The following is a 22,763-nucleotide window of genomic DNA, read 5'->3' on the forward strand; positions in this document are numbered from 1 at the left end:
GGCTGCGCCTTACCGGGCCTACTTTTACCCGTAGGCCCGGTAAGCGTAAGCGCCACCGGGCGTTACAGACTTACTTACGGCGCCAGGTGGTACCCTGCGGGCCGTCTTCCAGAATGATGCCCATCTCGGTCAGACGGTTACGCGCCGCATCTGCCGCCGCCCAGTCTTTCGCCTGACGCGCTTCCAGACGCGCTTTGATCAACGCTTCAATTTCCGCCACTTCGCCGTCGTCCGCCTGTGCACCGCTCTGCAGGAACACGTCAGGATCCTGCTCCAGCAGGCCGAGCACGGAAGAGATCTTACGCAGATGAGACGCCAGCGCATTCGCCGCCGCCATATCTTCTGACTTCAGGCGGTTCACTTCGCGCGCCATGTCGAACAGCACGGAGTAGGCTTCCGGGGTGTTGAAGTCGTCGTTCATCACCTCAACAAAGCGTGCTTCGAACGCTTCGCCGCCTGCCGCCGGAACAGACCTGTCGGTCCCGCGCAGCGCGGTGTACAGACGCTCCAGCGCCGAGCGCGCCTGCTTCAGGTTCTCTTCGCTGTAGTTCAGCTGGCTGCGATAGTGGCCGGACATCAGGAAGTAGCGCACGGTTTCCGCGTCGTAATACTTCAGCACGTCGCGCACGGTAAAGAAGTTACCCAGCGATTTCGACATCTTCTCGCGGTCAACCATTACCATCCCGGAGTGCATCCAGTAGTTCACGTACTCGCCGCCGTGGGCGCAGGTGGACTGCGCGATTTCGTTTTCGTGGTGCGGGAACATCAGGTCTGAACCACCGCCGTGAATGTCGAAGTGCTTGCCCAGCTGTTTGCAGTTCATCGCGGAACATTCAATGTGCCAGCCCGGGCGGCCTTCGCCCCACGGGGATGGCCAGCTTGGCTCCCCCTCTTTGGACATCTTCCACAGCACGAAGTCCATCGGGTTACGCTTCACGTCAACCACGTCAACGCGGGCGCCGGCCTGGAGCTGATCCAGATCCTGACGGGAAAGCGAACCGTAGGTTGGGTCCGTTGGCACCGAGAACATCACGTCACCGTTGTCGGCAACGTAGGCGTGACCGCGTGCAATCAGCTTTTCGGTGATCTCGATGATTTCGTGAATATGGTGGGTCGCGCGCGGCTCGCTGTCCGGGCGCTGAATATTCAGGGCGTCGAAATCTTTGTGCATCTCAACGATCATGCGATCCACCAGCGCGACAAAGCTTTCGCCGTTCTCATTAGCGCGCTTGATGATTTTATCGTCGATGTCGGTGATATTACGCACGTATTTCAGGGTATAGCCCAGAAAACGCAGGTAGCGTGACACCACGTCAAAAGCGACAAAGGTACGGCCATGGCCAATGTGACAGAGATCGTAAACCGTAATACCACACACGTACATGCCGACTTCCCCGGCATGGATAGGTTTAAATTCCTCTTTTTGGCGCGTCATTGTATTAAAGATTTTTAACATCGAAGATTCCATGTAAACACGTGTGTGGTTGAAAACCGGCTATTCTACCCGTAATTCAAACCCGAAGCAGCACACAATGCAAGGTGATCGCATCCTGTGGTTATGCTATAACAAGCCCCTATAGATGACCCGAACGCGGGTCGACGTACCACAATAACGGAACAGGATGCAAAAATGGTTACTTTCCACACTAATCATGGCGATATCGTAATCAAAACCTTTGATGACAAAGCGCCTGAAACAGTTAAAAACTTCCTGGACTACTGCCGCGAAGGTTTCTACAACAACACCATTTTCCACCGCGTGATCAACGGTTTTATGATCCAGGGCGGCGGTTTCGAACCTGGCATGAACCAGAAAGCCACTAAAGAGCCGATCAAGAACGAAGCGAACAACGGCCTGAAAAACACCCGCGGCACGCTGGCGATGGCACGTACTCAGGCGCCTCACTCTGCTACTGCACAGTTCTTCATTAACGTGGCGGACAACGACTTCCTGAACTTCTCCGGCGAAAGCCTGCAGGGTTGGGGCTACTGTGTATTCGCAGAAGTGGTTGAAGGTATGGACGTGGTTGACAAGATCAAAGCCGTCTCTACTGGCCGCAGCGGTATGCACCAGGACGTTCCAAAAGAAGACGTTGTGATTACAAGCGTGACCGTCAGCGAGTAATTGGTGGCGACACTCTTTATTGCGGATCTTCATCTGCAAACAGAAGAACCGGCGATAACCGCCGGTTTTCTGCGTTTTTTACGCGGTGAAGCGAAAAGCGCCGATGCGCTGTACATCCTGGGCGACCTCTTTGAAGCCTGGATTGGCGACGACGACCCTAACCCGCTGCACCGTGAAATGGCTTCGGCCATTAAAGCGCTGGTGGATTCCGGCGTCCCCTGCTACTTCATTCACGGCAACCGTGATTTTCTGATCGGCAAGCGCTACGCCCGCGAAAGCGGCATGACGCTGCTGCCGGAAGAACAGGTGCTCGACCTCTACGGCCGCAAGGTGCTGATCATGCACGGCGACACGCTCTGCACTGACGATACCGGCTACCTGGCGTTTCGCGCCAAAGTCCACACCCCGTGGATCCAAACGCTGTTCCTCGCCCTGCCGCTGTTTATCCGCAACCGTATCGCCGCCAGAATGCGCGCGGGCAGTAAAGCCGCCAACAGCAGCAAATCCATGACCATCATGGACGTTAATCCTCAAGCAGTGGTCAACGTGATGGAAAAACATGGCGTTCAGTGGTTGATCCACGGGCATACTCATCGTCCTGACGTGCATTCCCTTATCGCCAACGGCGAACCGGCCCATCGCGTGGTACTAGGTGCCTGGCACGCCGAGGGGTCGATGGTCAAAGTCACCCCGGAAGGCGTCGAACTGATCGCTTTTCCGTTTTAACGTTTTCTCGTCGTTTCGCTTATTTCTCAGCCACGCAACCGTTTTCCTTGCCCGTATAACATGCTATTCTCTGTGCCCTCGAAAGCAGTGTGTTTCGCACCACAGGAGTTTTAAGACGCATGTCTTCCCGCAATAATCCGGCGCGTGTCGCCATCGTGATGGGGTCCAAAAGCGACTGGGCTACCATGCAGTTCGCCGCCGAAATCTTTGAAATCCTGAATGTTCCGCACCACGTCGAAGTGGTCTCCGCGCACCGTACACCGGACAAACTGTTCAGCTTCGCCGAAAGCGCCGAAGAGAACGGTTATGAGGTGATCATTGCCGGTGCGGGCGGCGCAGCACATCTGCCGGGCATGATTGCCGCCAAAACCCTGGTGCCGGTTCTGGGCGTCCCGGTACAAAGCGCCGCGTTAAGCGGTGTGGATAGCCTCTACTCCATCGTCCAGATGCCGCGCGGTATTCCTGTCGGGACGCTGGCGATTGGCAAAGCGGGCGCGGCGAACGCTGCCCTGTTGGCCGCGCAGATCCTGGCGACGCACGATAAAGCGTTACATCAGCGTCTGGCGGAGTGGCGTAAAGCCCAGACCGACGAAGTGCTGGACAATCCGGACCCGCGGGGTGCGGCATGAAGCAGGTTTGCGTCCTCGGTAACGGCCAGTTAGGCCGCATGCTGCGTCAGGCCGGTGAGCCGCTGGGTATTGCCGTCTGGCCCGTCGGGCTGGACGCTGAACCTGAAGCCGTACCGTTCCACCAGAGCGTGATCACCGCCGAGATCGAACGCTGGCCGGAAACCGCGCTGACCCGCGAACTGGCGCGTCATAACGCCTTCGTAAACCGCGACGTGTTCCCGATCATTGCCGACCGTCTGACGCAAAAGCAGCTGTTCGACAAGCTCGGCCTGCCGACCGCACCGTGGCAGCTCCTGTCCGATAAAAGCGAGTGGAATGATGTTTTCGCGATGCTGGGCGAGCTGGCCATCGTGAAGCGCCGCGTGGGCGGCTACGACGGTCGTGGCCAGTGGCGTCTGCGCGCAGACGACACCGCCGAGCTGCCGGACGACTGCTACGGCGAATGCATCGTTGAGCAGGGCATCAACTTTAGCGGTGAAGTGTCGCTGGTTGGCGCACGCGGGCACGACGGACATACCGTCTTTTATCCGCTGACGCATAACCTGCATCAGGACGGTATTCTGCGCACCAGCGTCGCCTTCCCGCACGCCAATGCTGAGCAGCAGGCGCAGGCAGAAGAGATGCTTTCTGCCATCATGCACGAACTCGGATATGTGGGCGTCATGGCGATGGAGTGCTTTATCACCCCGTCCGGTCTGCTGATCAACGAACTTGCGCCGCGCGTACACAACAGCGGCCACTGGACGCAAAACGGCGCGTCCATCAGCCAGTTCGAACTGCACCTGCGCGCGATCACCGACCTGCCGCTGCCGCAGCCGGTGGTGGACAGCCCGTCGGTGATGATCAACCTGATCGGCACCGATCTGAACTACGACTGGCTGAAGCTGCCGCTGGTACATCTGCACTGGTATGACAAAGAGGTTCGCGCGGGTCGTAAGGTCGGTCACCTGAACCTGAACGACAGCGACACGGGCCGCCTGAGCGCCACCCTGGAAGCCATGATCCCTCTCCTGCCGCCGGAATATGCGAGCGGCATCGTCTGGGCACAGTCAAAGCTCAAGTAAGACATCTGCGCCGGGGAGTTGACCTTCCCCTTCCCCGGCGTACAATCCCCGCCCATTGCTGCTGAGTTTTCTTCTGGAATAACCATGAACGATGGAACGGACTATCGCGCGATCCTCGCGTCTGATACCCCTTTAATCGACGTTCGCGCGCCGATCGAATTTGCCCAGGGTGCGATGCCCGCCGCCATTAACCTGCCGTTGATGAATGACGACGAACGCGCCGCCGTCGGCACCTGCTATAAACGCCAGGGCCCCGAGGCCGCGCTGGCGCTTGGCCATAGCCTGGTGAACGGCGAGACGCGTGAGACACGCATCAACGCCTGGCGTGAAGCCAGCCTTGCCCATCCTGAGGGCTTTCTCTGCTGCGCGCGCGGCGGCCAGCGCTCGCATATCTCGCAGGCCTGGCTTAAAGAGGCTGGCATCGACTACCCGCTGATCCGCGGCGGCTATAAAGCCCTGCGCCAGGCGGCGATTCAGGTGACCATTGAGCAGTCGCAAAAGCCGATGGTGCTTATTGGCGGCTGTACCGGAAACGGTAAAACCCTGCTGGTGAAGCAGCACGCGCAGGGTATCGATCTGGAAGGGCTGGCGCACCATCGCGGCTCGTCGTTTGGCCGCACGCTCACGCCGCAGCTTTCCCAGGCGAGCTTTGAAAACCACCTTGCGGTTGAGCTATTGAAAAAAGACGCCGCGCGCTGGGTGCTGGAAGATGAAGGCCGGATGATTGGCTCCAACCACCTGCCGGAGTGCCTGCGCGACCGCATGGTTGAAGCGCCTATCGTGGTGGTAGAGGATCCGTTTGAGATCCGTCTTGAACGCCTGCGCGAAGAGTATTTCGACCATATGTGGGCGGATTTTTCTGCCGCCTACGGCGAGGAAGCTGGCTGGAAAGAATACAGCGAGTACCTGCATCACGGCCTGTTCGCCATTCGTCGCCGTCTGGGGCTGCAGCGCTTTGCGGAATTTACCGTCTTACTGGACGCCGCGCTTGTCAAACAACAACGTACTGGCAGCACGGATGCGCACTTCAGCTGGCTTGCGCCGCTGCTGAAGGACTATTACGACCCGATGTACGGCTATCAGCTGGAGAAAAAGGCGGAGAAGATTGTCTATCGCGGGACGTACGACGAGGTTGCTGACTGGCTTAATCGCTGAAAAAAGCCGGGTGGCGGCTACGCCTTACCCGGCCTACGCGTGCATTTGTAGCCCCGGTAAGCGCAGCGCCACCGGGGAACAGACGACTTAGAAGTCGTAACGCAGACGCACCAGGTTCATGTCGCCCAGGTTGTCGGTGCTGGAAGTGAACACGTGTTCGTAATCCACGCGGAAACCGTAATCCAGCTGGAAGCTAATACCCACGCCGTTGTCGATGCGCTGGTAGTTGCGGCCATTCACGTAGTCAATACGGTCGCCCATGAAGTAAGGCTGGATAGATTTAACCGCATACTGACCAATTGGGAACTTGTAGCCCGCAAAGTATTCAATACCCCACGCGTCACCCGCAAAGTAATCGTTAACGGACACTTTTTTGGTGGTCATGAAGTTCTGATACCAGCCGCCGCCAACGGAGAATGTCCAGTTGTCCGGGGTCCAGCTCAGCGCGGTACCGAGGATGTTCTGGTCGTAGGTTTTGCTGTCGCCATTGGCCGGGTTACGCATATCCGCACGGGTGTAGTTCCACGCGGCGCCCCAGGTCAGATCGGTGGTCAGGTGGTAATCCAGACCCAGTGAACCGCCGCCTTTACGCTTGTAGCGCAGGCCGTTGCCCGGCAGGTATTCGCTGTCTTCAAACAGGTAAGATGCGTAGATGTCAGCATCGCCCACGGTTTTCTTATATTTCAGCATCTGGCGTGAACGGTAAGAACCGTCGTAATCGCCGTTGATCCCGTTACCCGGTGCCTGGCCGATCATGTCGTAGTCCCAGATATCGGTTTTCGCGCCCACCACATCATAGTAAACGCTGTTCTGTTGACCGAAGGTCAGCGTACCCCAGGTGTCGCTCTTCAGACCGGTGTAGAGCATACGACGCGTGGTGTCGTGTGCGCCGTCGGCGTAGTGGTGATCCCAGTTGAACTGCGCGGGAATATTGACACCCAGTTCGTAGTAGCTGATCCAGCTGATGTCATCAAACAGGTAGTAATCAGCCGCGAAACGGAAACGGGTGCCGCCGTCGAAGCCGTTACGCTTGTAGCTGTTTTTACCGTCGTCGCCGGTCATGTTCTGGAACTGAGGACGAATACTGCCGCCAACGGTGAAGTTCAGGCGGCTCAGCGGGTTACCCGCCTGAGGATCCTGCTTAAGAACGGTGATTTCCGCCTGAGAGGCGAAGGTCGTTAATGCCACTGCCGCGCCGATCGTTGCCGCCAGCGCTGATTTTTTTATAGTCATTATTTTTCCTTAATAGACACGCTGCTAAATATTTAGCGGGTGAATATTAACTGGAAATAATCGGGCTGTGTGGTCGGTTTTTTAATGTTTTGTGCTACTAAATGAGTGGGTATTATCACTTTGTGCTTTTTAAACACTACGCACCGGCATTTAAAACCGGTGCGTAACTTTCACCGTGCTAAATCAACTCGCGAACTGACGGAACAGGGCTTTGCCCTTTAACAGCCGCGTGCCGAGCCAGCCTCCGCAGAGAGAAAGCAGCACCGCGCCACAGAGAGGCAGGATCAACCAGAGGCGCCAGTCAGGCTCCCATGGGAAGTCGAAAACCTTTGTCTGCAGCACCGCCAGCGCCGTCTCTGCGCCAATGGCTGCCACCAGACCCGCCACCAGCCCCAGCAGCGCAAACTCGCTCCAGAGCGTCATTCGCAGCAGCCGCTTTCCGGCCCCCAGCGTGCGGTAGACCACCAGCTCCTGATGGCGCTGGCGCATGCCTACCTGCACCTGGGCCAGCAGCAACAGCACGCCGCAGATTGTCACCAGCACCACCATGACCTCCAGCGCGCGGCTCACCTGCTCCAGAACCTGCCCTACCTGCTTCAGGATCGCCCCAATATCCAGCAGGCTGACCGTCGGAAACTCCCGGTTAAGCTGGGTCAGCATGCCGTTGCCGTTTTCCCAGCGGAAGCTGGTGAGCCAGCTCTGCGGCTGACCGTCCAGCGCGCCCGGCGGGAAGATAAAGAAGAAGTTTGGCCGCAGGCTTTCCCAGTCAACTTTACGCAGGCTGGTGACCTTCGCGGTAAAATCCTGGGTATCGCCGGTAAAGGTCACGCTGTCCCCAAGCTTCACGTTCAGGCGCGTCGCCAGCCCCTCCTCCATCGACACCTCTCCCGCTTTCGGCGGCCAGGTGCCAGCGGTTATCGGGTTGTGGTCAGGGCGTTTCTCCTGCCAGGTCAGGTTCAGCTCGCGGTTAAGCGACTCGTCCTTGTTCCCCTCCGTTGGCTGCCCGTTGATCTGCGTCAGACGCGCGCGAACGATGGGATAGAACGACTCAGGGATAATGTGATGCTCCGACAGGAACCCCTTTAGCGGCGTGACCTGTTCTGGGGCAATGTTGATCAGGAAATAGTTCGGGCTTTCCGGGGGAAGCTGCTGCTGCCAGCGATCGAGCAGATCGCCGCGCAGCACTAAAAGCAGCGCCAGCAGCATAAATGACAGCGAAAAGGCCGACAACTGGCTGAGCGTTGACCAGGGCTGATGCAGCAGGCGGTTGACCGCCAGGCGCACGGGCAGGGATTTTACCGTCACCTTTTTCAGGAGGTTAAGCAGTATCCAGCCCAGCACGCCGCACAGCAGCGCCAGCACAACCGCCCCGGCCAGTACCGCCCACAGCAGCGTGCTGCCGCCCATCAGCCACGCCAGCAGCCCCACCGCCACCGCAATAATCACCGGAAGGTAGAACTTCAGCGGCCAGACGTTCGCCACCACATCGCTGCGGAGCACGCGCAGCGGCTGCGTGGCGAGCAGCAGTCGGTAGGGGCGTAGCCCTACCAGCAGCGAAATGACCGTCATCGCGCCGATTGCCCATAGCCACGGCCAGAGGCTGGCCGGCGGCAATGCGGCCGGGAGCACCGGTTTCAGCATCACCATCAGCAGTTTTTCAAACAGCAGCCCCATTATTCCGCCGGTCAGCGCGGACAGGACCAGCAGCATCAGCCACTGACCGACAATCAGCTTGCGCAGCTGCGCCCTGCCCGCCCCCAGGGTTTTGAGGATCGCCACCAGGTCGTAGCGGCTGCGGCAGTAATGCCCCATTGCCACGGCCACCGCCGCCACCGCCAGCAGCAGGGTCAACAATGCCGACAGCAGCAGGAACTGCTGAGAGCGCTCCAGAGATTTACCGAGCGCCCCTTCGTCCTGCTCCAGCCCATACCAGCGGTGTTCCGGTTTGAGCTGCGGCAGAAGCCATTTTTCATATGCGTCAAGCTGGGCAGGCGTGCCTCCAAACTTATAGCGCCAGGTGACGCGGCTGCCCGGCTGTACCGCATGGGTGGCCGCGACATCCGCGGTGTTCATCAGCAGGCGCGGCGCAAGCTGGAACGGGTTAAACCCAGAGTCAGGTTCCTGTACCACCTCCCCGGCAATTTTGAGGGTGGCGTCGCCGACGTCGATACTGTCGCCGGGTTTCAGATTCAGCAGCGCCATCAGACGCGATGCCAGCAGCACCGTACCGGGCGTGGGCTTTAATCCCGGCGGGCGGGTCTGCAAGTCACCGTACATCGGGTAGATGTCATCGACGGCCTTGACGCTCGCCAGCTGCGGCGTGTCGCCCGCAAAGGTCATGGTCTGGAAGCTTACCTGCTCCCCCACCTTCAGCCCTTCTTTACGCGCTTCGTCAATCCAACCCGGCGGCACGGGGCGGGAGCTTTGCAGCGCCCGGTCCCCCGCCATAAACTCCCGGCTCTGCTGGCTGAGCCCCTTTTCCATGCGGTCGCTGACGCTGCCGAGCGCCAGCACGCAGGCTACCGCCAGGCTTAGCGCCAGCCAGACGATCAGCAGCGAGGGGGAACGCCATTCACGCCAGAACCAGCGGGTAATCATGCTTCCTCCTGAAGAACACCGTTGACCAGCCGCAGGCGGCGGTCGCAGCGGGCGGCGAGCTGCGGATCGTGGGTCACGAGGATCAGCGTAGTACCGTGCTCGCGGTTGAGCGAAAACAGCAGGTCGGCAATCCTGTCACCGGTTTTACGGTCAAGGTTACCGGTGGGCTCATCGGCAAACAGTACTTCCGGGCGGCCGTTGAACGCCCGCGCCAGCGCCACGCGCTGCTGCTCACCGCCGGAAAGCTGGGCGGGAAGATGGTCGAGACGTTTACCCAGACCGAGCTGTTCCAGCAGCGCCTTCGCATGCGTGCGGCTTTCACGGCTGTTTTCACCGCGCAACAGCGCCGGGAGCTCGACGTTTTCCAGCGCGTTCAGGGTCGGGATCAGCATAAAAGACTGGAAGACAAAACCCACGTGACGCGCGCGCAGCGCCGCCCGCGACTCTTCATCAAGCTGGTGCAGCGGCTGCCCGACAAGGTGGACCTCGCCGCTGCTGCCGTCGTCCAGACCGGCCAAAATCGCCAGCAGCGTGGACTTACCGGAACCGGATTCGCCAATCAGCGCGATGGTTTCAGCGCGTTTGACAACGAGTTCAACTCCAGTAAGGATGGAAAGCTCGTGTTCCCCCTGACCGACGGACTTCTTAAGATGATGAACTTCAACACTGTTTTCCGCTGGCATTTGCCCTTCCTGTTTTTGATTCTGATGACCTTCCGCGCGGCGGCAGCGGACACGTTACTGGTTCTTGGCGACAGCCTGAGCGCAGGCTATCGCATGGCGGCCAGCGCGGCCTGGCCCGCCCTGCTCAATGAAAAATGGCAGAGCAAAACGTCTGTAATCAACGCCAGCATCAGCGGTGATACCTCGCAGCAGGGCCTGTCGCGCCTGCCTGCGCTGCTCAAACAGCATCAGCCGCGCTGGGTGCTGGTTGAGCTTGGCGGTAATGATGGCCTGCGCGGTTTCCAGCCTCAGCAAACGGAGAATACGCTGCGCACCATTTTGCAGGACATCAGGGCGGCAAACGCCCAGCCGCTGCTGATGCAAATTCGCCTGCCCGCCAACTACGGTCGTCGGTATAATGAGGCCTTTAGCGCGATCTACCCTAAGCTTGCCAAAGAGTTTGATATTCCGCTGCTGCCATTTTTCATGGAAGAGGTCTATCTCAAACCCCAGTGGATGCAAGACGACGGGATCCACCCCAATCGCGATGCGCAGCCGTTTATTGCCGACTGGATGGCAACGCGGCTGGCTCCTTTAGTTAAACATGACTCCTGATTAAGCGGAGATCCTGACAGGTAAAGTTATGCAAAAATCGGTCTTAATTACAGGATGTTCCAGTGGAATCGGTCTGGAAAGCGCGCTCGAATTGAAGCGCCAGGGGTTTCGGGTCCTGGCGGCCTGCCGCAAACCCGACGATGTCGAACGCATGAACGGGCTGGGCTTTACCGGCGTTCTGCTGGATATGGACTCACCGGAGAGCGTTGAGCGCGCCGCCGATGAGGTGATTGCACTGACCGACAATCGTCTGTACGGGCTGTTTAACAATGCCGGCTACGGCGTGTATGGCCCGCTGGATACCCTCTCCCGCGAAACGCTGGAGAAGCAGTTTTCGACCAATTTCTTCGGCGTGCATCAGCTCACCATGCGTCTGCTCCCCGCGATGCTGCCCCATGGTGAAGGGCGCATCGTGATGACATCGTCGGTGATGGGGCTGATTTCCACCCCGGGCCGCGGCGCCTACGCCGCCAGCAAATATGCGCTGGAGGCCTGGTCCGACGCCCTGCGCATGGAGCTACGCCACAGCGGTATTAAGGTCAGTCTGATTGAACCTGGCCCGATCCGCACCCGCTTTACCGAAAACGTGAACCAGACGCAGGCGGATAAACCGGTCGAGAACCCCGGCATTGCCGCACGTTTTACCCTCGGGCCAGAAGCGGTTGTGGCCAAAGTGCGCCATGCTTTTGAGAGCGAACACCCCAAAATGCGCTATCCGGTGACGCTGGTCACCCATGCGGTAGGCTGGTTAAAACGCCTGCTGCCGGGCCGGATGATGGACAAAATTTTACACGGTTGAGTTGAAGCGACGACGCGCATCCCCATGTAAAGAACAAACCGACAAAAGAGAAAGCCGCATGTCCGTACAGAATATCGTCAATATTACAGAAGCTAACCTGCAACAGACCCTTGAACAGTCGATGACCAAACCGGTCCTGTTCTACTTCTGGTCTGAACGCAGCCAACACTGCCTGCAGCTGACGCCGGTGCTGGAAAGCCTTGCCGCCCAGTACAACGGTCAGTTCATTCTCGCGAAGCTGGACTGCGACGCCGAGCCGATGGTGGCGTCCCAGTTTGGTCTGCGCGCCATTCCCACCGTCTATCTGTTCCAGAACGGCCAGCCTGTTGACGGCTTCCAGGGGCCGCAGCCGGAAGAGGCTATCCGCGCCCTGCTGGATAAAGTGCTGCCGCGCGAAGAAGAGCTGAAGGCGCAGGAAGGCATGGCGCTGATGCAGGAAGGCAAATACGACGAGGCGCTGCCGCTGCTCAAAGACGCATGGCAGCTGTCGAATCAAAACAGCCAGATTGGCCTGCTGCTGGCGGAAACGCAGATCGCCCTGCACCGTTCAGAAGACGCGGAAGCCGTACTCAAGACCGTTCCGCTGCAGGATCAGGATACCCGCTATCAGGGGCTGGTCGCACAAATTGAGCTGCTGAAACAGGCGGCGGACACCCCGGAAATTCAGCAGTTGCAGCAGCAGGTTGCCGACAACCCGGCGGATGCCGCGCTGGCAAGCCAGCTGGCGTTGCAGCTGCACCAGGTAGGGCGTAACGAAGAGGCGCTGGAGCTGCTGTTCAGCCATCTGCAAAAGGATCTCGCTGCCGCAGACGGTCAGGCGCGTAAGATGTTCCAGGAGATCCTGGCCGCGCTGGGCACCGGGGACGCGCTGGCGTCGAAGTATCGTCGTCAGCTGTACGCCCTGCTGTACTGACAAAAAAAGCCCGGTGGCGCTAACGCTTACCGGGCCTACAAAACAGGCTTAACCCATTTTCTTTAATTGCGTCACCACCAGCTGGTGACGCGCGTTGTAAAACTTCCGATAGGTCAGGTAGCAGGCAATGATGGTCGACAGGCTTGCCGTGGAAAGCAGCATAAACGTCACCATGATCTGATACTTAATCGCTTTTACCGGATCGATTCCGGCAAAAATCAGCCCCGACATCATGCCCGGCAGGCTCACCAGCCCCACCGTTTTGGCGGAATCTACCGTAGGGATCAGCGATGAACGAATGCTCTCACGAATCAACCGCGCCGAGGCCACTTTTGGCGTTGCCCCCAGGCTTAGTTTCTCCTGTAGCTGCTGCTGTTCACTGCTGAATCGCTGACCGAGATTGTTATAACAGAGCCCAACGGCCACCATCGCGTTCCCCGCAATCATCCCCGAGATAGGGATAACCTGCATCGGCGTAAACTCAATCGAGCCGGAGAGCACCAGCACCGCCAGCGTGAGCGCCGTCCCGGTGGTAATGGCGATAAACGACGAGATAAACGCTTTATCAATGTATTTACTGCGTTTTTTCGCATTCCACGCCGCGTTAAAGCAGATAAAGAGCACCATCAGCAGCGTCAGCACCGCGTGGTTAACGTTGAAGATATACTTCAGCACATAGCCGACGATGATGAGCTGAATCACCGCGCGGCAGATGCTCCACACAATATCTTTTTCCAGCCCCAGCTTTTCGCGGTAGCTGACCACAATCGCAATCAATACCAGCACCATCGAAAAGGCCAGCGATTCGTTGGTAATGTTATGTTCACCCACGGTTTGCCTCCTGCATTTTTCCGCCGTGCGGCTGAAGCGTAATCACGTCATCCGCATGGGTTATTTCGTTAGCATCGTGCGTCACCCACAGCACGGCAATATTTTGCTCCCGGGCGTAGCGATGAATAATCTCGTTGACGTTGCGCTTGTTGACGTCATCAAGTGCGCTGGTGATTTCGTCAAGCAACAACACCTTCGGTAAAAACTGCAGGTTGCGGATCAGCGAGACACGCTGCTTTTCTCCGCCCGACAGCGCGTTGATGGATTTGGTCAGCGTCTCCTGCGCCAGGCCAAAGCGGGCCAGATCGTTGATAAACTGTTCCGGCTCCGGCGTTTTATTGCGGATTTGCCACGGGAAAATCAGGTTGTCATAAACCGTATCGCCAAAAAGCACGGGCGTTTGCACGCAATAGGAGACCTGCTGGCGATAGCTTTCCGGAGAGAGCGACGCAATATCCTGTCCTTCAAACAGAATGGTTCCCTCCGTCGGGCTGAGGAGTGAGGCCACGATTTTCAACAGCGTGCTTTTGCCGCAGCCTGAAGGGCCCGTGATTAACTTAAACTCACCTGGCGACAGGCTAAACCCGACGTGCTGCAGGATCGTGTTTTCCCCGACCCGAAATCCGACATCCCTGAGAAGTAATACGTTTTTTTTATCGTTCATTGCGCTTCCGTTAACCGCTTTTTGTCATAACCGTCTGTAGCATAATCCTTTCGCCCACACAGAGCGAATAGCCTCACGCTAAAGCAAGTGTTAAACTTTTTGTTTGTTATTTGTCACCACCATCACTACAGGAAGTATGCGACATGGCACATATCTTTTATGAGTTTCCTTCCCTGAAGCCTGGTGTTCCTGATGTCGAAACATTAATGGAAGTCATCAAATCGTCGGAACTCACGCGTTTTGTCATTGGTGCAGAGGTGGTGGATTTTGTTAAGAAGGCGCTCATCGTGAACACCACGATCGGCAGCTTCAAAAATTGCTATTTCGCCTTCGACAACGGGACACACTTCCTTGAATTTGACGGTAAGGGAAAATCAAAACGTTTCAATGACGTACCCGACTGGTTCGTCTCTCCGGCGGAATTTTCACGCACCCAGTGGCTTATCAACCACAATCTTGCGGATGTAAAAGCCACTCAGTTCATTGACGTGCTGATGTCCTACCCGCTGAAAGAACGCCGCGCGCACTGTAATTTGTTATTTGGGCTGGAGCTGGAAAAGGTGAATGCGGTTCCGGCCGCAGGTAAAATCGGCAATAAGAACGGTAAAACCACCAAACCACGCGTGACCGATCTGGGATCGTTTGAATTGTTCCGTCAGTTCTTTGCACGAATGAAAACCGCCGTGCTGGCCGATGAGTTCCCTACCCTGCAGGTCCTGACGGGCATGGATAATCTGACAAAAGCGCCGCATAATTTAAAGCAGGGCATCAGAACCTGGTTTAAAGCCATCGCGGGCGACCTTCCACCGAATAACAAACGCGTTGAAGCGGGGAATGCCGTACTGTTCTGCGCCCCCATTCGCGAACAGATCCAGCGTATCGAAGCGCTGGGGCTGGAGAATTACTACGAGGGATTATCGAAAGCCATTGCTGAAGCGGGTGATGGATTCATCTCTGACTTTACCTATACTTACGAGCAATAAACACACACTTTCACTCATCACAGCATGCAAAACAGGAGGTTTTTATGCTTATCGTTGTTCCTGTCCTTATTTTCGTTGCGCTGGTTATCGTGGGCGCCGGCGTCAAAATTGTCCCTCAGGGTTATCAGTGGACCGTTGAGCGTTTCGGTCGATACACCAACACACTCCAGCCTGGCTTAAGCCTGATTGTTCCGTTCATGGACAGAATTGGTCGCAAGATCAATATGATGGAGCAGGTTCTGGACATTCCGTCACAGGAAGTGATCTCCAAGGATAACGCCAACGTCACCATCGACGCCGTCTGCTTTATTCAGGTGATTGATGCGCCAAAAGCGGCCTATGAGGTGAGCAACCTGGAGCTGGCGATCGTCAACCTGACGATGACCAACATCCGTACCGTGCTCGGCTCGATGGAGCTGGACGAGATGCTTTCCCAGCGCGACAGCATCAACACCCGCCTGCTGCACATTGTCGACGAGGCAACGAACCCGTGGGGGATCAAGGTCACCCGCATTGAGATCCGCGACGTACGCCCGCCGGCGGAGCTGATCGCCTCCATGAACGCCCAGATGAAGGCCGAGCGTACCAAGCGCGCCTATATTCTGGAAGCTGAAGGGGTGCGTCAGGCGGAGATCCTCAAAGCGGAAGGTGAAAAACAGTCGCAGATCCTGAAAGCGGAAGGCGATCGTCAGTCCGCATTCTTACAGGCTGAAGCGCGTGAACGTTCGGCCGAAGCGGAAGCCCGCGCCACCCAAATGGTGTCTGAGGCGATTGCCGCCGGTGATATCCAGGCCGTGAACTACTTTGTCGCGCAAAAATATACCGACGCGCTTAAACAGATTGGCTCGGCGAACAACAGCAAAGTGGTGATGATGCCGCTGGATGCCAGCAGCCTGATGGGCTCTATCGCCGGTATTGCCGAACTGATCAAGGACAGCGGAAACGAGCGTAAAAAATGATTGAGCTGATCGTTGCACATCCTCATGCCTTCTGGCTAAGCCTCGGTGGCTTATTGCTGGCGGCGGAGATGCTGGGCGGCAACGGCTACCTGCTCTGGAGCGGTGTTGCCGCCGTCATTACGGGTCTTCTGGTCTGGATCCTTCCCCTGGAGTGGGCGTGGCAGGGCGCACTGTTTGCCGTGCTGACGCTGGTAGCCGCCTGGCTGTGGTGGCGCTGGCTCAACCGGCGGGTTAACGAACAGAAACCGCTGGACGCACACCTTAACCAGCGCGGACAGCAAATAGTCGGCAAACGTTTTACGCTCGACACCGCCCTGGTAAACGGGCGGGGGCATATGCGGGTGGGCGACAGCTCGTGGCCGGTGGTCGCCGACGACGACCTCAGCGCCGGCACGCGGGTTGAGGTCATTGCGGTGGAAGGCATTACCCTGCGGGTGAAAGCCTGTTAGGCAGAGGCCTTACGATGGCAGCAGCCGGCAAGATTGTCGATTATCGGGCAGTCGGCGCTGTCATCCCCCGGACAGGACTCCGCGAGCTGCAGCAGCTGTTCGCGCATCGCCTGCAGCTCGGTGATATGACGTTCAATCTCGGCCACCTTTTCCAGCGTGCGTTTTTTCACGTCGGCGCTGTGACGCTTCGGATCGTTGAACAGGTTAACCAGCTCGCCGCACTCTTCCAGATTAAACCCGACCTGTCTTGCCTGGCGCAGTAGCGTCAGCTCATCAATATGCAGTTTCGTATAGCTGCGGTAGCCGTTTTCGCTGCGCAGCGGCGGCGTGACCAGTCCCTTCTCTTCATAAAAACGGATTGCCTTGCTGGTTAAGCCGGTTTTTTTTGCCACATCACTGATATTCACATTTCCCCCTTGACCTTCCCCTTGATGGAAGGTTTAACCTTCATAACAGTTAGTAAAAAGCGTTACTCCGGTCAACAACTGACCAAAATATTATACGGGAGTTTTGTTATGTCTCACACTATTGACCTGACGCTGGACGGCCTCTCATGCGGCCACTGCGTCAAACGCGTTAAAGAAAGCCTGGAACAGCGCCCTGACATTGAAAGCGCTGAGGTGACTATCGATCATGCCGCCGTCACCGGCAGCGCTAGCGCGGATGCGCTGATCGATACCATCAAGCAGGCCGGTTACGGGGCGGAGTTAAGCCACCCAAAGGCTAAACCGCTGGCAGAGTCATCATCCCCGTCGGAAGCACTGACAGCGGCCACTCCTGAGCTTCCGGTAGCTGATGATATTGATGACAGCCAACAGCTGCTGATCAACGGCATGAGCTGCGCCAGCTGCGTCACCCGGGTACAAAACGCCTTGCAGGCCGTACCGGGCGTCGCGCAGGCACGGGTCAATCTTGCGGAGCGTACTGCGCTGGTGATGGGCAGCGCCTCCGCCGCAGATTTAGTGCAAGCCGTTGAGAAAGCGGGCTACGGGGCGGAGGCCATCGAAGATGATGCCGAGCGCCGCGAGCGCCAGCAGGAAACGGCTATCGCCACCATGAAGCGCTTCCGCTGGCAGGCCATCGTTGCCCTGCTGGTCGGTATTCCGGTGATGGTGTGGGGGATGATCGGCGACAACATGATGGTTACCGACGACAACCGCACGCTGTGGCTGGTGATTGGTCTGATTACCCTTGCGGTGATGGTGTTTGCAGGCGGACATTTCTATACCAGCGCCTGGAAGAGCCTGAAAAACCGCACCGCGACAATGGATACGCTGGTGGCGCTCGGTACCGGCGCAGCATGGCTCTATTCGATGAGCGTGAACGTCTGGCCCCAGTGGTTCCCGATGGAAGCGCGGCATCTCTATTATGAAGCCAGCGCGATGATTATCGGCCTGATTAACTTAGGCCATATGCTGGAAGCCCGCGCCCGTCAGCGCTCCTCGAAAGCGCTGGAAAGATTGCTCGATTTGACCCCACCGACGGCCCGCGTGGTCACGGACGAAGGGGAAAAGAGCGTCCCGCTGGCTGAGGTTCAGCCGGGCATGACGCTGCGTCTGACCACCGGCGATCGCGTTCCCGTTGACGGTAAGATAACCCAGGGCGAAGCCTGGCTGGATGAAGCGATGCTGACCGGGGAACCGATCCCCCAGCAGAAATCAGACGGCGACGCCGTGCATGCCGGTACGGTCGTGCAGGACGGCAGCGTGCTGTTCACCGCCAGCGCCGTCGGCAGCCACACCACGCTGTCGCGTATTATCCGCATGGTGCGCCAGGCGCAGAGCAGCAAGCCGGAAATTGGCCAGCTTGCTGACAGAATCTCGGCCATTTTTGTGCCGGTGGTGGTCGGTATTGCCCTGCTGAGCGCGGCGATCTGGTATGTTTTCGGCCCCGCGCCGCAGATTGTTTATACCCTGGTGATCGCCACCACGGTACTGATCATCGCCTGTCCTTGCGCCCTTGGTCTGGCGACGCCGATGTCGATCATCTCCGGCGTAGGCCGCGCGGCCGAATTTGGCGTACTGGTGCGGGATGCGGACGCGCTGCAGCGGGCCAGCACCCTCGACACGCTGGTGTTTGATAAAACCGGCACGCTGACGGAAGGCAAACCGCAGGTGGTGGCCGTCCACACGGTCGGCATTACGGAAGAGAACGCGCTGCGCCTCGCCGCCGCGCTGGAGCAAGGGTCCAGCCATCCGCTGGCGCGCGCCATTCTCGATAAAGCGAGTGAGTCTGCCCTGCCGCAGGTCAGCAATTTCCGCACCCTGCGCGGGCTCGGCGTCAGCGGCGAAGCAGAAGGCCACGTGCTGCTGCTGGGCAACCAGGCATTGCTCAATGAAAACGGTATTGATACCACCGCGCTGGAAAGCGAGCTGAAAGCGCAGGCGTCTCAGGGCGCCACGCCGGTTCTGCTGGCGGTGGATGGCAAAGCCGCCGCGCTGCTGGCCGTGCGCGATCCGCTTCGCCAGGACAGCGTGGACGCCCTGCAGCGCCTGCACCGTGCCGGCTACCGTCTGGTAATGCTGACCGGGGATAACCCGACCACCGCCAACGCCATCGCGAAAGAAGCGGGAATTGATGAGGTGATTGCGGGCGTACTGCCGGACGGTAAAGCGGACGCCATTAAGAAACTGCAAAGTCAGGGTCGTCAGGTGGCGATGGTCGGCGACGGCATCAACGATGCCCCGGCGCTGGCCCAGGCTGACGTGGGGATTGCGATGGGTGGCGGGAGCGATGTCGCCATTGAAACCGCTGCCATCACGCTGATGCGCCATAGCCTGATGGGCGTTGCCGACGCGCTGGCCATTTCAAAAGCCACGCTGCGCAACATGAAGCAGAACCTGCTGGGGGCGTTTATCTATAACTCACTCGGCATCCCGATTGCTGCCGGTATTTTGTGGCCGCTGACCGGCACGCTGCTTAACCCGGTGGTCGCAGGTGCGGCGATGGCGCTCTCCTCCATCACCGTGGTGAGCAACGCCAACCGCCTGCTGCGCTTTAAACCGAAGGATTGAACCTTGTACCCGTACGCGCTAGCATGAACCTTTCCGTTCATGGAGCGCGTATGGGTCTGTTTAATCGTATAAAAACATCGTTTCGCGCCCTTTTCCCTCGCCGTTACGCCTGGCCCGGTCTGGATATCTCGCTCCCCGGCGGGCAACACCTGCACCTGGTTGGCAGCATCCATATGGGCACGCAGGATATGTCTCCCCTGCCCCCCGGCCTGATTAAACTGCTGAAACACGCCGATGCGCTGGTCGTTGAGGCGGACATTTCGGGTCAGGAGTCACCGTTTGCCGGGCTCGAGAGCGATCTCACCCTGGCGGAGCGCCTGGATGAAACCCAGCTTGCGGAACTGACGCGCGTCGCCGAGGAAACCGGCGTCTCGCTCTCCATGATTGACACCCTGCCGCTCTGGCAAATTGCGATGGTATTACAGGCTACGCAGGCGCAGCGTCTGGGCCTGCGCGGTGATTACGGCATCGATTACCAGTTGCTGAACGTGGCAAGGGCGCGCAGTTTGCCCATCATCGAGCTGGAGGGGACGGACAGCCAGATTGCGCTTCTGCGGCAGCTTCCCGACGACGGTCTGATGCTGCTGGATGATACGCTGACCCACTGGCACACCAACGCGCGCCTGCTGCAGACCATGATTGGCTGGTGGCTGGATGCGCCGCCTGAGGACGGTAAGCTGGCATTACCGTCGACGTTCAGCGAATCGCTGTATGATGTGCTGATGAACGCGCGCAATAAAGCCTGGCGGCAGACGCTGCATGCCTTACCTGCGGGGCGTTACGTGGTGGCGGTCGGGGCGTTACATTTGTACGGAGAAGGGAACTTGCCGTCGTTGCTGAAATAAAAAAATGGCCAATATTTCTATTGGCCCGTCAAAGAGGAATTTCATCGTTTTTATTATGCCGAAGGAGACCTTCGGTTGAGCCGATTGTCGCTCAAAGTGACCATCACTGCCAATACTATTGCGCAAGATGGTGCTATTTTTTAGACAAACGTCAGGCGTATGCTGTTGGCATGATTTGTCTGTCGTAAGAAGGATAGCTATGACTCCCGCCGTTAAATTACTCGAAAAAAACAACATTTCTTTCCGGATCCACACTTACGATCACGATCCGAACGAGACCAACTTTGGTGATGAAGTGGTGCGCAAGCTAGGGCTGAACGCTGACCAGGTTTACAAAACGCTGCTGGTGGCGGTGAACGGCGATATGAAGCACCTCGCCGTCGCGGTGACTCCCGTGGCAGGACAGCTGGACCTTAAGAAAGTCGCCAAAGCGCTGGGGGCGAAGAAGGTGGATATGGCGGATCCGATGGTGGCGCAGCGCACCACGGGCTACCTGGTGGGTGGCATCAGCCCGCTCGGACAGAAAAAACGCCTGCCGACGCTGATCGATGCACCCTCACAGGAATTTGAGACCATTTTTATATCCGGCGGCAAACGCGGGCTGGATATTGAGCTGGCGGCGGACGATCTGGCGAAAATGCTGGACGCTAAATTTGCGGATATTGCGCGCCGGGATTGAGGAAATTGCCCGGTGGCGCTGCGCTTACCGGGCCTACGGTTCGGATGTAGGCCGGGTAAGGCGAAGCCGCCACCCGGCACAAAATCCCCGCACTACTGCCAGCTCACCTCGCCTTTCGGCTCATACGCATTCACGTCAATCGGTGAATTCTGCTCGATGAACTGCTTCAGCACTTCGGCATCGATAAAGCCGGTATTCACGTATCCCGGTTTATTATCAATATGCGGATAGCCGTCGCCGCCCGTGGCGTTGAAACTTAGCGTCGCCAGACGGTACGTTTTAGCCGGGTCAACCGGTTCGCCTTTGATCTTCAGGTCGTTAAGCTTGCCGTCTTTCGCGACGAAGCTGACGTTGGCAAACTGCGGATAGGCCCCGGAATCTGGCTTCATCTGCGCCACGGCGGTCAGGTACTCAATCACCTCTTTCCCGCTCATATCCGCATACACCACCACGTTGCCGAACGGCTGTACCTTCAGCACGTCTTTATAGGTGATGTTTCCGCCTTCGATGGAATCACGAATGCCACCGCCGCTCATTACGCCAAAGTCAGCGCCGGTGCGCGCTATTTGCGCCGCCAGCACCAGGTGGCCCATGTTGGTCTGCACGAAGCGAACTTTACTGCGGTCCCCTTCCAGGCGGCCATTGAGCGTGCCAATCTTCACGTCCAGCTGCGCCTTGCCTTTGTTCTGGAACGGCGTCAGCAGGGAGAGCATCTGCTGGTTCTCTGCAATCTCAGGCGTGTAAAGTACGCGCTCACTTTTCCCGTCCGGGTAGGTGACCTTCTTCTTCAGGTTGACCGGAATGAGTTGGTAGTGGACCAGCTTCATCTCGCCGTTACGGAACTCGAAATCTGCACGACCCACGTATTTGCCCCACTCGTGCGCCTGTACGATCCAGATACCGTTCTGACGGTCCGGCGCGCACGGCGTGCCCGGAACGTAGTCCACCTGCTTTTTGTTCTCCGAGGCCATACACACCGGATCCTGTGAGTGACCGCCCACAATCATTGCCAGCGAGCCTGCCGGCAGGCTGCGCGCCATCTCGACGTCGCCGGGCGCATTGGAACCGTGCTCGCCGTTATCGTAGTGGCCCATGTGGGTGGTGGCGATAATCACGTCCGGCTTTTCGTTTTGCTGCAATTCCTGAATCACCAGCTTCGCTTCGTCTGCCGGTTTACGGAATTCGATATCGGTGAAGAACTCAGGGTTGCCAATTTTCGCCGTATCGTCAGTGGTTAGGCCGATGACCGCGATTTTCAGATCCTGACGCTTAAACAGCGCCCAGGGTTTAAACAGGCGTTCGCCGGTGCTTTTCTGATAAATATTGGCGGAGAGGAACGGGAATTTGGCCCATTTTTCCTGCTGACGCAGCACGGTCAGCGGATTATCAAACTCATGGTTACCGACTGCCATCGCGTCGTAGCCAATCAGATTCATGCCGCGAAAGTCGGGTTCGGCGTCCTGCAAATCGGATTCCGGCACGCCGGTATTAATATCACCGCCTGAGAGCAACAGTACGCTGCCGCCCTGAGCCGCCACCTCTTTGCGAATGCCATCCACCAGCGTTTTTTGTGCCGACAGGCCATATTCGCCGTATTCACTGCGCCAGAAGTGACCGTGGTGGTCGTTGGTATGCAGAATGGTAATTTTATAGGTTTTGTCTTTTTCATACGCCTGCGCGGGCAGGCTTACCAGCCCCCACACCGCGATGAGCGCCAGCGCGACGCCCCGCTTCATTAACTTCATCTTCTCTCTCCCTGACCAATAGACAAAGGCAGAAATTACAGTGACTAATAAGAATAGACAAATTAGTTTTCATAA

The 22,763-nt window shown here is 57.9% G+C and carries 22 protein-coding genes; 14 read left to right on the forward strand and 8 right to left on the reverse strand.

What is annotated here, in order from left to right; all coding sequences use genetic code 11:
- Positions 1-70: 70 nt before the first annotated feature.
- Positions 71-1,456, reverse strand: a complete 1,386-nt coding sequence (gene cysS / locus P349_RS05750) for a cysteine--tRNA ligase (protein WP_032646206.1) — start codon at positions 1,454-1,456, stop codon at positions 71-73.
- Between the two features lie 174 nt (positions 1,457-1,630).
- Here cysS and ppiB point away from each other — a divergent pair, with 174 nt between their 5' ends.
- The 5 genes from ppiB (at position 1,631) to mnmH (ending at position 5,699) form a co-directional block, all read left to right on the forward strand.
- Positions 1,631-2,125 (forward strand): peptidylprolyl isomerase B, encoded by a 495-nt coding sequence (gene ppiB, locus P349_RS05745; protein WP_008499327.1) that lies wholly within the window; start codon positions 1,631-1,633, stop codon positions 2,123-2,125.
- Positions 2,126-2,128: 3 nt separating this feature from the next.
- Positions 2,129-2,851, forward strand: coding sequence for a UDP-2,3-diacylglucosamine diphosphatase (gene lpxH, locus P349_RS05740; protein ID WP_032646242.1), 723 nt, complete (start codon positions 2,129-2,131; stop codon positions 2,849-2,851).
- A gap of 119 nt (positions 2,852-2,970) precedes the next feature.
- Positions 2,971-3,480, forward strand: coding sequence for a 5-(carboxyamino)imidazole ribonucleotide mutase (gene purE / locus P349_RS05735; RefSeq protein ID WP_014882834.1), 510 nt, complete (start codon positions 2,971-2,973; stop codon positions 3,478-3,480).
- Positions 3,477-4,544 carry a 5-(carboxyamino)imidazole ribonucleotide synthase gene (purK, locus tag P349_RS05730; protein ID WP_024906874.1) on the forward strand — a complete coding sequence of 356 codons (1,068 nt, stop codon included), beginning with the start codon at positions 3,477-3,479 and terminating at the stop codon, positions 4,542-4,544. The genes purE and purK overlap by 4 nt, the downstream gene beginning before the upstream one ends.
- An 84-nt stretch (positions 4,545-4,628) precedes the next feature.
- Positions 4,629-5,699 carry a tRNA 2-selenouridine(34) synthase MnmH gene (gene mnmH / locus P349_RS05725; RefSeq protein WP_032646205.1) on the forward strand — a complete coding sequence of 357 codons (1,071 nt, stop codon included), beginning with the start codon at positions 4,629-4,631 and terminating at the stop codon, positions 5,697-5,699.
- Between the two features lie 87 nt (positions 5,700-5,786).
- Here the strand turns inward: mnmH and P349_RS05720 are convergent, their stop codons facing one another.
- From P349_RS05720 to ybbA, 3 genes are all read right to left on the reverse strand, one after another.
- Complete coding sequence (locus P349_RS05720) at positions 5,787-6,932, reverse strand: porin (RefSeq protein ID WP_032646204.1); 1,146 nt, start codon at positions 6,930-6,932, stop codon at positions 5,787-5,789.
- A gap of 183 nt (positions 6,933-7,115) precedes the next feature.
- Positions 7,116-9,530 carry a putative ABC transporter permease subunit YbbP gene (ybbP, locus tag P349_RS05715; protein ID WP_032646203.1) on the reverse strand — a complete coding sequence of 805 codons (2,415 nt, stop codon included), beginning with the start codon at positions 9,528-9,530 and terminating at the stop codon, positions 7,116-7,118.
- On the reverse strand, positions 9,527-10,213 hold the full coding sequence (gene ybbA, locus P349_RS05710) for a putative ABC transporter ATP-binding protein YbbA (protein ID WP_032646201.1): 687 nt from the start codon (positions 10,211-10,213) through the stop codon (positions 9,527-9,529). Before ybbA ends, ybbP begins: the two co-directional genes overlap by 4 nt.
- Between ybbA and tesA the strand changes: the two genes are divergently transcribed.
- The 3 genes from tesA to P349_RS05695 are packed head-to-tail and all read left to right on the forward strand — an operon-like array spanning position 10,184 to position 12,519.
- Complete coding sequence (gene tesA, locus P349_RS05705; protein WP_032646200.1) at positions 10,184-10,807, forward strand: multifunctional acyl-CoA thioesterase I/protease I/lysophospholipase L1; 624 nt, start codon at positions 10,184-10,186, stop codon at positions 10,805-10,807. The two genes, ybbA and tesA, sit on opposite strands and share 30 nt — an antisense overlap.
- A 28-nt stretch (positions 10,808-10,835) precedes the next feature.
- Positions 10,836-11,606 (forward strand): SDR family oxidoreductase, encoded by a 771-nt coding sequence (locus P349_RS05700; protein ID WP_014882827.1) that lies wholly within the window; start codon positions 10,836-10,838, stop codon positions 11,604-11,606.
- 58 nt (positions 11,607-11,664) lie between these two features.
- Positions 11,665-12,519, forward strand: a complete 855-nt coding sequence (locus P349_RS05695; protein WP_024906867.1) for a co-chaperone YbbN — start codon at positions 11,665-11,667, stop codon at positions 12,517-12,519.
- Positions 12,520-12,567: 48 nt separating this feature from the next.
- On the opposite strand, the gene fetB is transcribed toward P349_RS05695, so the two are convergent.
- Both fetB and fetA read right to left on the reverse strand, forming a co-directional pair.
- Positions 12,568-13,350 carry an iron efflux ABC transporter permease subunit FetB gene (gene fetB / locus P349_RS05690; protein ID WP_032646198.1) on the reverse strand — a complete coding sequence of 261 codons (783 nt, stop codon included), beginning with the start codon at positions 13,348-13,350 and terminating at the stop codon, positions 12,568-12,570.
- Positions 13,343-14,014, reverse strand: coding sequence for an iron efflux ABC transporter ATP-binding subunit FetA (gene fetA / locus P349_RS05685; protein ID WP_032646196.1), 672 nt, complete (start codon positions 14,012-14,014; stop codon positions 13,343-13,345). Before fetA ends, fetB begins: the two co-directional genes overlap by 8 nt.
- A 143-nt stretch (positions 14,015-14,157) precedes the next feature.
- Here fetA and P349_RS05680 point away from each other — a divergent pair, with 143 nt between their 5' ends.
- Genes P349_RS05680 through P349_RS05670 form a run of 3 tightly spaced genes read left to right on the forward strand, consistent with a single transcriptional unit; the run spans position 14,158 to position 16,405 of the window.
- On the forward strand, positions 14,158-14,997 hold the full coding sequence (locus tag P349_RS05680; RefSeq protein WP_024906864.1) for a hypothetical protein: 840 nt from the start codon (positions 14,158-14,160) through the stop codon (positions 14,995-14,997).
- Between the two features lie 44 nt (positions 14,998-15,041).
- Positions 15,042-15,956: an SPFH domain-containing protein gene (locus P349_RS05675; protein WP_024906863.1), complete on the forward strand. Its 915-nt coding sequence runs from the start codon at positions 15,042-15,044 to the stop codon at positions 15,954-15,956.
- Positions 15,953-16,405 carry an NfeD family protein gene (locus P349_RS05670; protein WP_032646195.1) on the forward strand — a complete coding sequence of 151 codons (453 nt, stop codon included), beginning with the start codon at positions 15,953-15,955 and terminating at the stop codon, positions 16,403-16,405. The genes P349_RS05675 and P349_RS05670 overlap by 4 nt, the downstream gene beginning before the upstream one ends.
- Here P349_RS05670 and cueR read toward each other — a convergent pair.
- Positions 16,402-16,812: a Cu(I)-responsive transcriptional regulator gene (gene cueR / locus P349_RS05665; RefSeq protein WP_024906861.1), complete on the reverse strand. Its 411-nt coding sequence runs from the start codon at positions 16,810-16,812 to the stop codon at positions 16,402-16,404. The genes P349_RS05670 and cueR overlap by 4 nt on opposite strands.
- Before the next feature lie 108 nt (positions 16,813-16,920).
- On the opposite strand from cueR, the gene copA reads away from it, so the two are divergent.
- The 3 genes from copA (at position 16,921) to ybaK (ending at position 20,943) form a co-directional block, all read left to right on the forward strand.
- The gene (copA, locus tag P349_RS05660; protein ID WP_032646194.1) at positions 16,921-19,419 is read left to right on the forward strand and encodes a copper-exporting P-type ATPase CopA; all 2,499 of its coding nucleotides are present in this window, start codon (positions 16,921-16,923) and stop codon (positions 19,417-19,419) included.
- A 50-nt stretch (positions 19,420-19,469) separates the two neighbouring features.
- A complete protein-coding gene (locus tag P349_RS05655; RefSeq protein ID WP_032646193.1) occupies positions 19,470-20,264 on the forward strand; it encodes a TraB/GumN family protein in 795 nt (264 codons plus the stop codon).
- A gap of 199 nt (positions 20,265-20,463) precedes the next feature.
- Positions 20,464-20,943, forward strand: a complete 480-nt coding sequence (gene ybaK / locus P349_RS05650; RefSeq protein ID WP_032646192.1) for a Cys-tRNA(Pro)/Cys-tRNA(Cys) deacylase YbaK — start codon at positions 20,464-20,466, stop codon at positions 20,941-20,943.
- A 92-nt stretch (positions 20,944-21,035) separates the two neighbouring features.
- On the opposite strand, the gene ushA is transcribed toward ybaK, so the two are convergent.
- Entirely contained in the window at positions 21,036-22,688 is a 1,653-nt protein-coding gene (gene ushA / locus P349_RS05645) for a bifunctional UDP-sugar hydrolase/5'-nucleotidase UshA (RefSeq protein ID WP_032646190.1), read from the reverse strand.
- Positions 22,689-22,763: the final 75 nt, after the last annotated feature.

The organism is Enterobacter sp. DC4, from assembly GCF_000568095.1.
In the GTDB taxonomy this organism is placed as follows: Bacteria; Pseudomonadota; Gammaproteobacteria; order Enterobacterales; family Enterobacteriaceae; genus Enterobacter; species Enterobacter pseudoroggenkampii.

Excerpts from the sequence above, each read along its gene's own strand:
- cysS (WP_032646206.1), bottom strand. The coding sequence starts at position 1,456 with ATGTTAAAAATCTTTAATACAATGACGCGCCAAAAAGAGGAATTTAAA.
- ppiB (WP_008499327.1), top strand. The coding sequence starts at position 1,631 with ATGGTTACTTTCCACACTAATCATGGCGATATCGTAATCAAAACCTTT.
- purE (WP_014882834.1), top strand. The coding sequence starts at position 2,971 with ATGTCTTCCCGCAATAATCCGGCGCGTGTCGCCATCGTGATGGGGTCC.
- purK (WP_024906874.1), top strand. The coding sequence starts at position 3,477 with ATGAAGCAGGTTTGCGTCCTCGGTAACGGCCAGTTAGGCCGCATGCTG.
- mnmH (WP_032646205.1), top strand. The coding sequence starts at position 4,629 with ATGAACGATGGAACGGACTATCGCGCGATCCTCGCGTCTGATACCCCT.
- P349_RS05720 (WP_032646204.1), bottom strand. The coding sequence starts at position 6,932 with ATGACTATAAAAAAATCAGCGCTGGCGGCAACGATCGGCGCGGCAGTG.
- ybbP (WP_032646203.1), bottom strand. The coding sequence starts at position 9,530 with ATGATTACCCGCTGGTTCTGGCGTGAATGGCGTTCCCCCTCGCTGCTG.
- tesA (WP_032646200.1), top strand. The coding sequence starts at position 10,184 with ATGAACTTCAACACTGTTTTCCGCTGGCATTTGCCCTTCCTGTTTTTG.
- ybbA (WP_032646201.1), bottom strand. The coding sequence starts at position 10,213 with ATGCCAGCGGAAAACAGTGTTGAAGTTCATCATCTTAAGAAGTCCGTC.
- P349_RS05700 (WP_014882827.1), top strand. The coding sequence starts at position 10,836 with ATGCAAAAATCGGTCTTAATTACAGGATGTTCCAGTGGAATCGGTCTG.
- P349_RS05695 (WP_024906867.1), top strand. The coding sequence starts at position 11,665 with ATGTCCGTACAGAATATCGTCAATATTACAGAAGCTAACCTGCAACAG.
- fetA (WP_032646196.1), bottom strand. The coding sequence starts at position 14,014 with ATGAACGATAAAAAAAACGTATTACTTCTCAGGGATGTCGGATTTCGG.
- P349_RS05680 (WP_024906864.1), top strand. The coding sequence starts at position 14,158 with ATGGCACATATCTTTTATGAGTTTCCTTCCCTGAAGCCTGGTGTTCCT.
- P349_RS05675 (WP_024906863.1), top strand. The coding sequence starts at position 15,042 with ATGCTTATCGTTGTTCCTGTCCTTATTTTCGTTGCGCTGGTTATCGTG.
- P349_RS05670 (WP_032646195.1), top strand. The coding sequence starts at position 15,953 with ATGATTGAGCTGATCGTTGCACATCCTCATGCCTTCTGGCTAAGCCTC.
- copA (WP_032646194.1), top strand. The coding sequence starts at position 16,921 with ATGTCTCACACTATTGACCTGACGCTGGACGGCCTCTCATGCGGCCAC.
- P349_RS05655 (WP_032646193.1), top strand. The coding sequence starts at position 19,470 with ATGGGTCTGTTTAATCGTATAAAAACATCGTTTCGCGCCCTTTTCCCT.
- ybaK (WP_032646192.1), top strand. The coding sequence starts at position 20,464 with ATGACTCCCGCCGTTAAATTACTCGAAAAAAACAACATTTCTTTCCGG.
- ushA (WP_032646190.1), bottom strand. The coding sequence starts at position 22,688 with ATGAAGTTAATGAAGCGGGGCGTCGCGCTGGCGCTCATCGCGGTGTGG.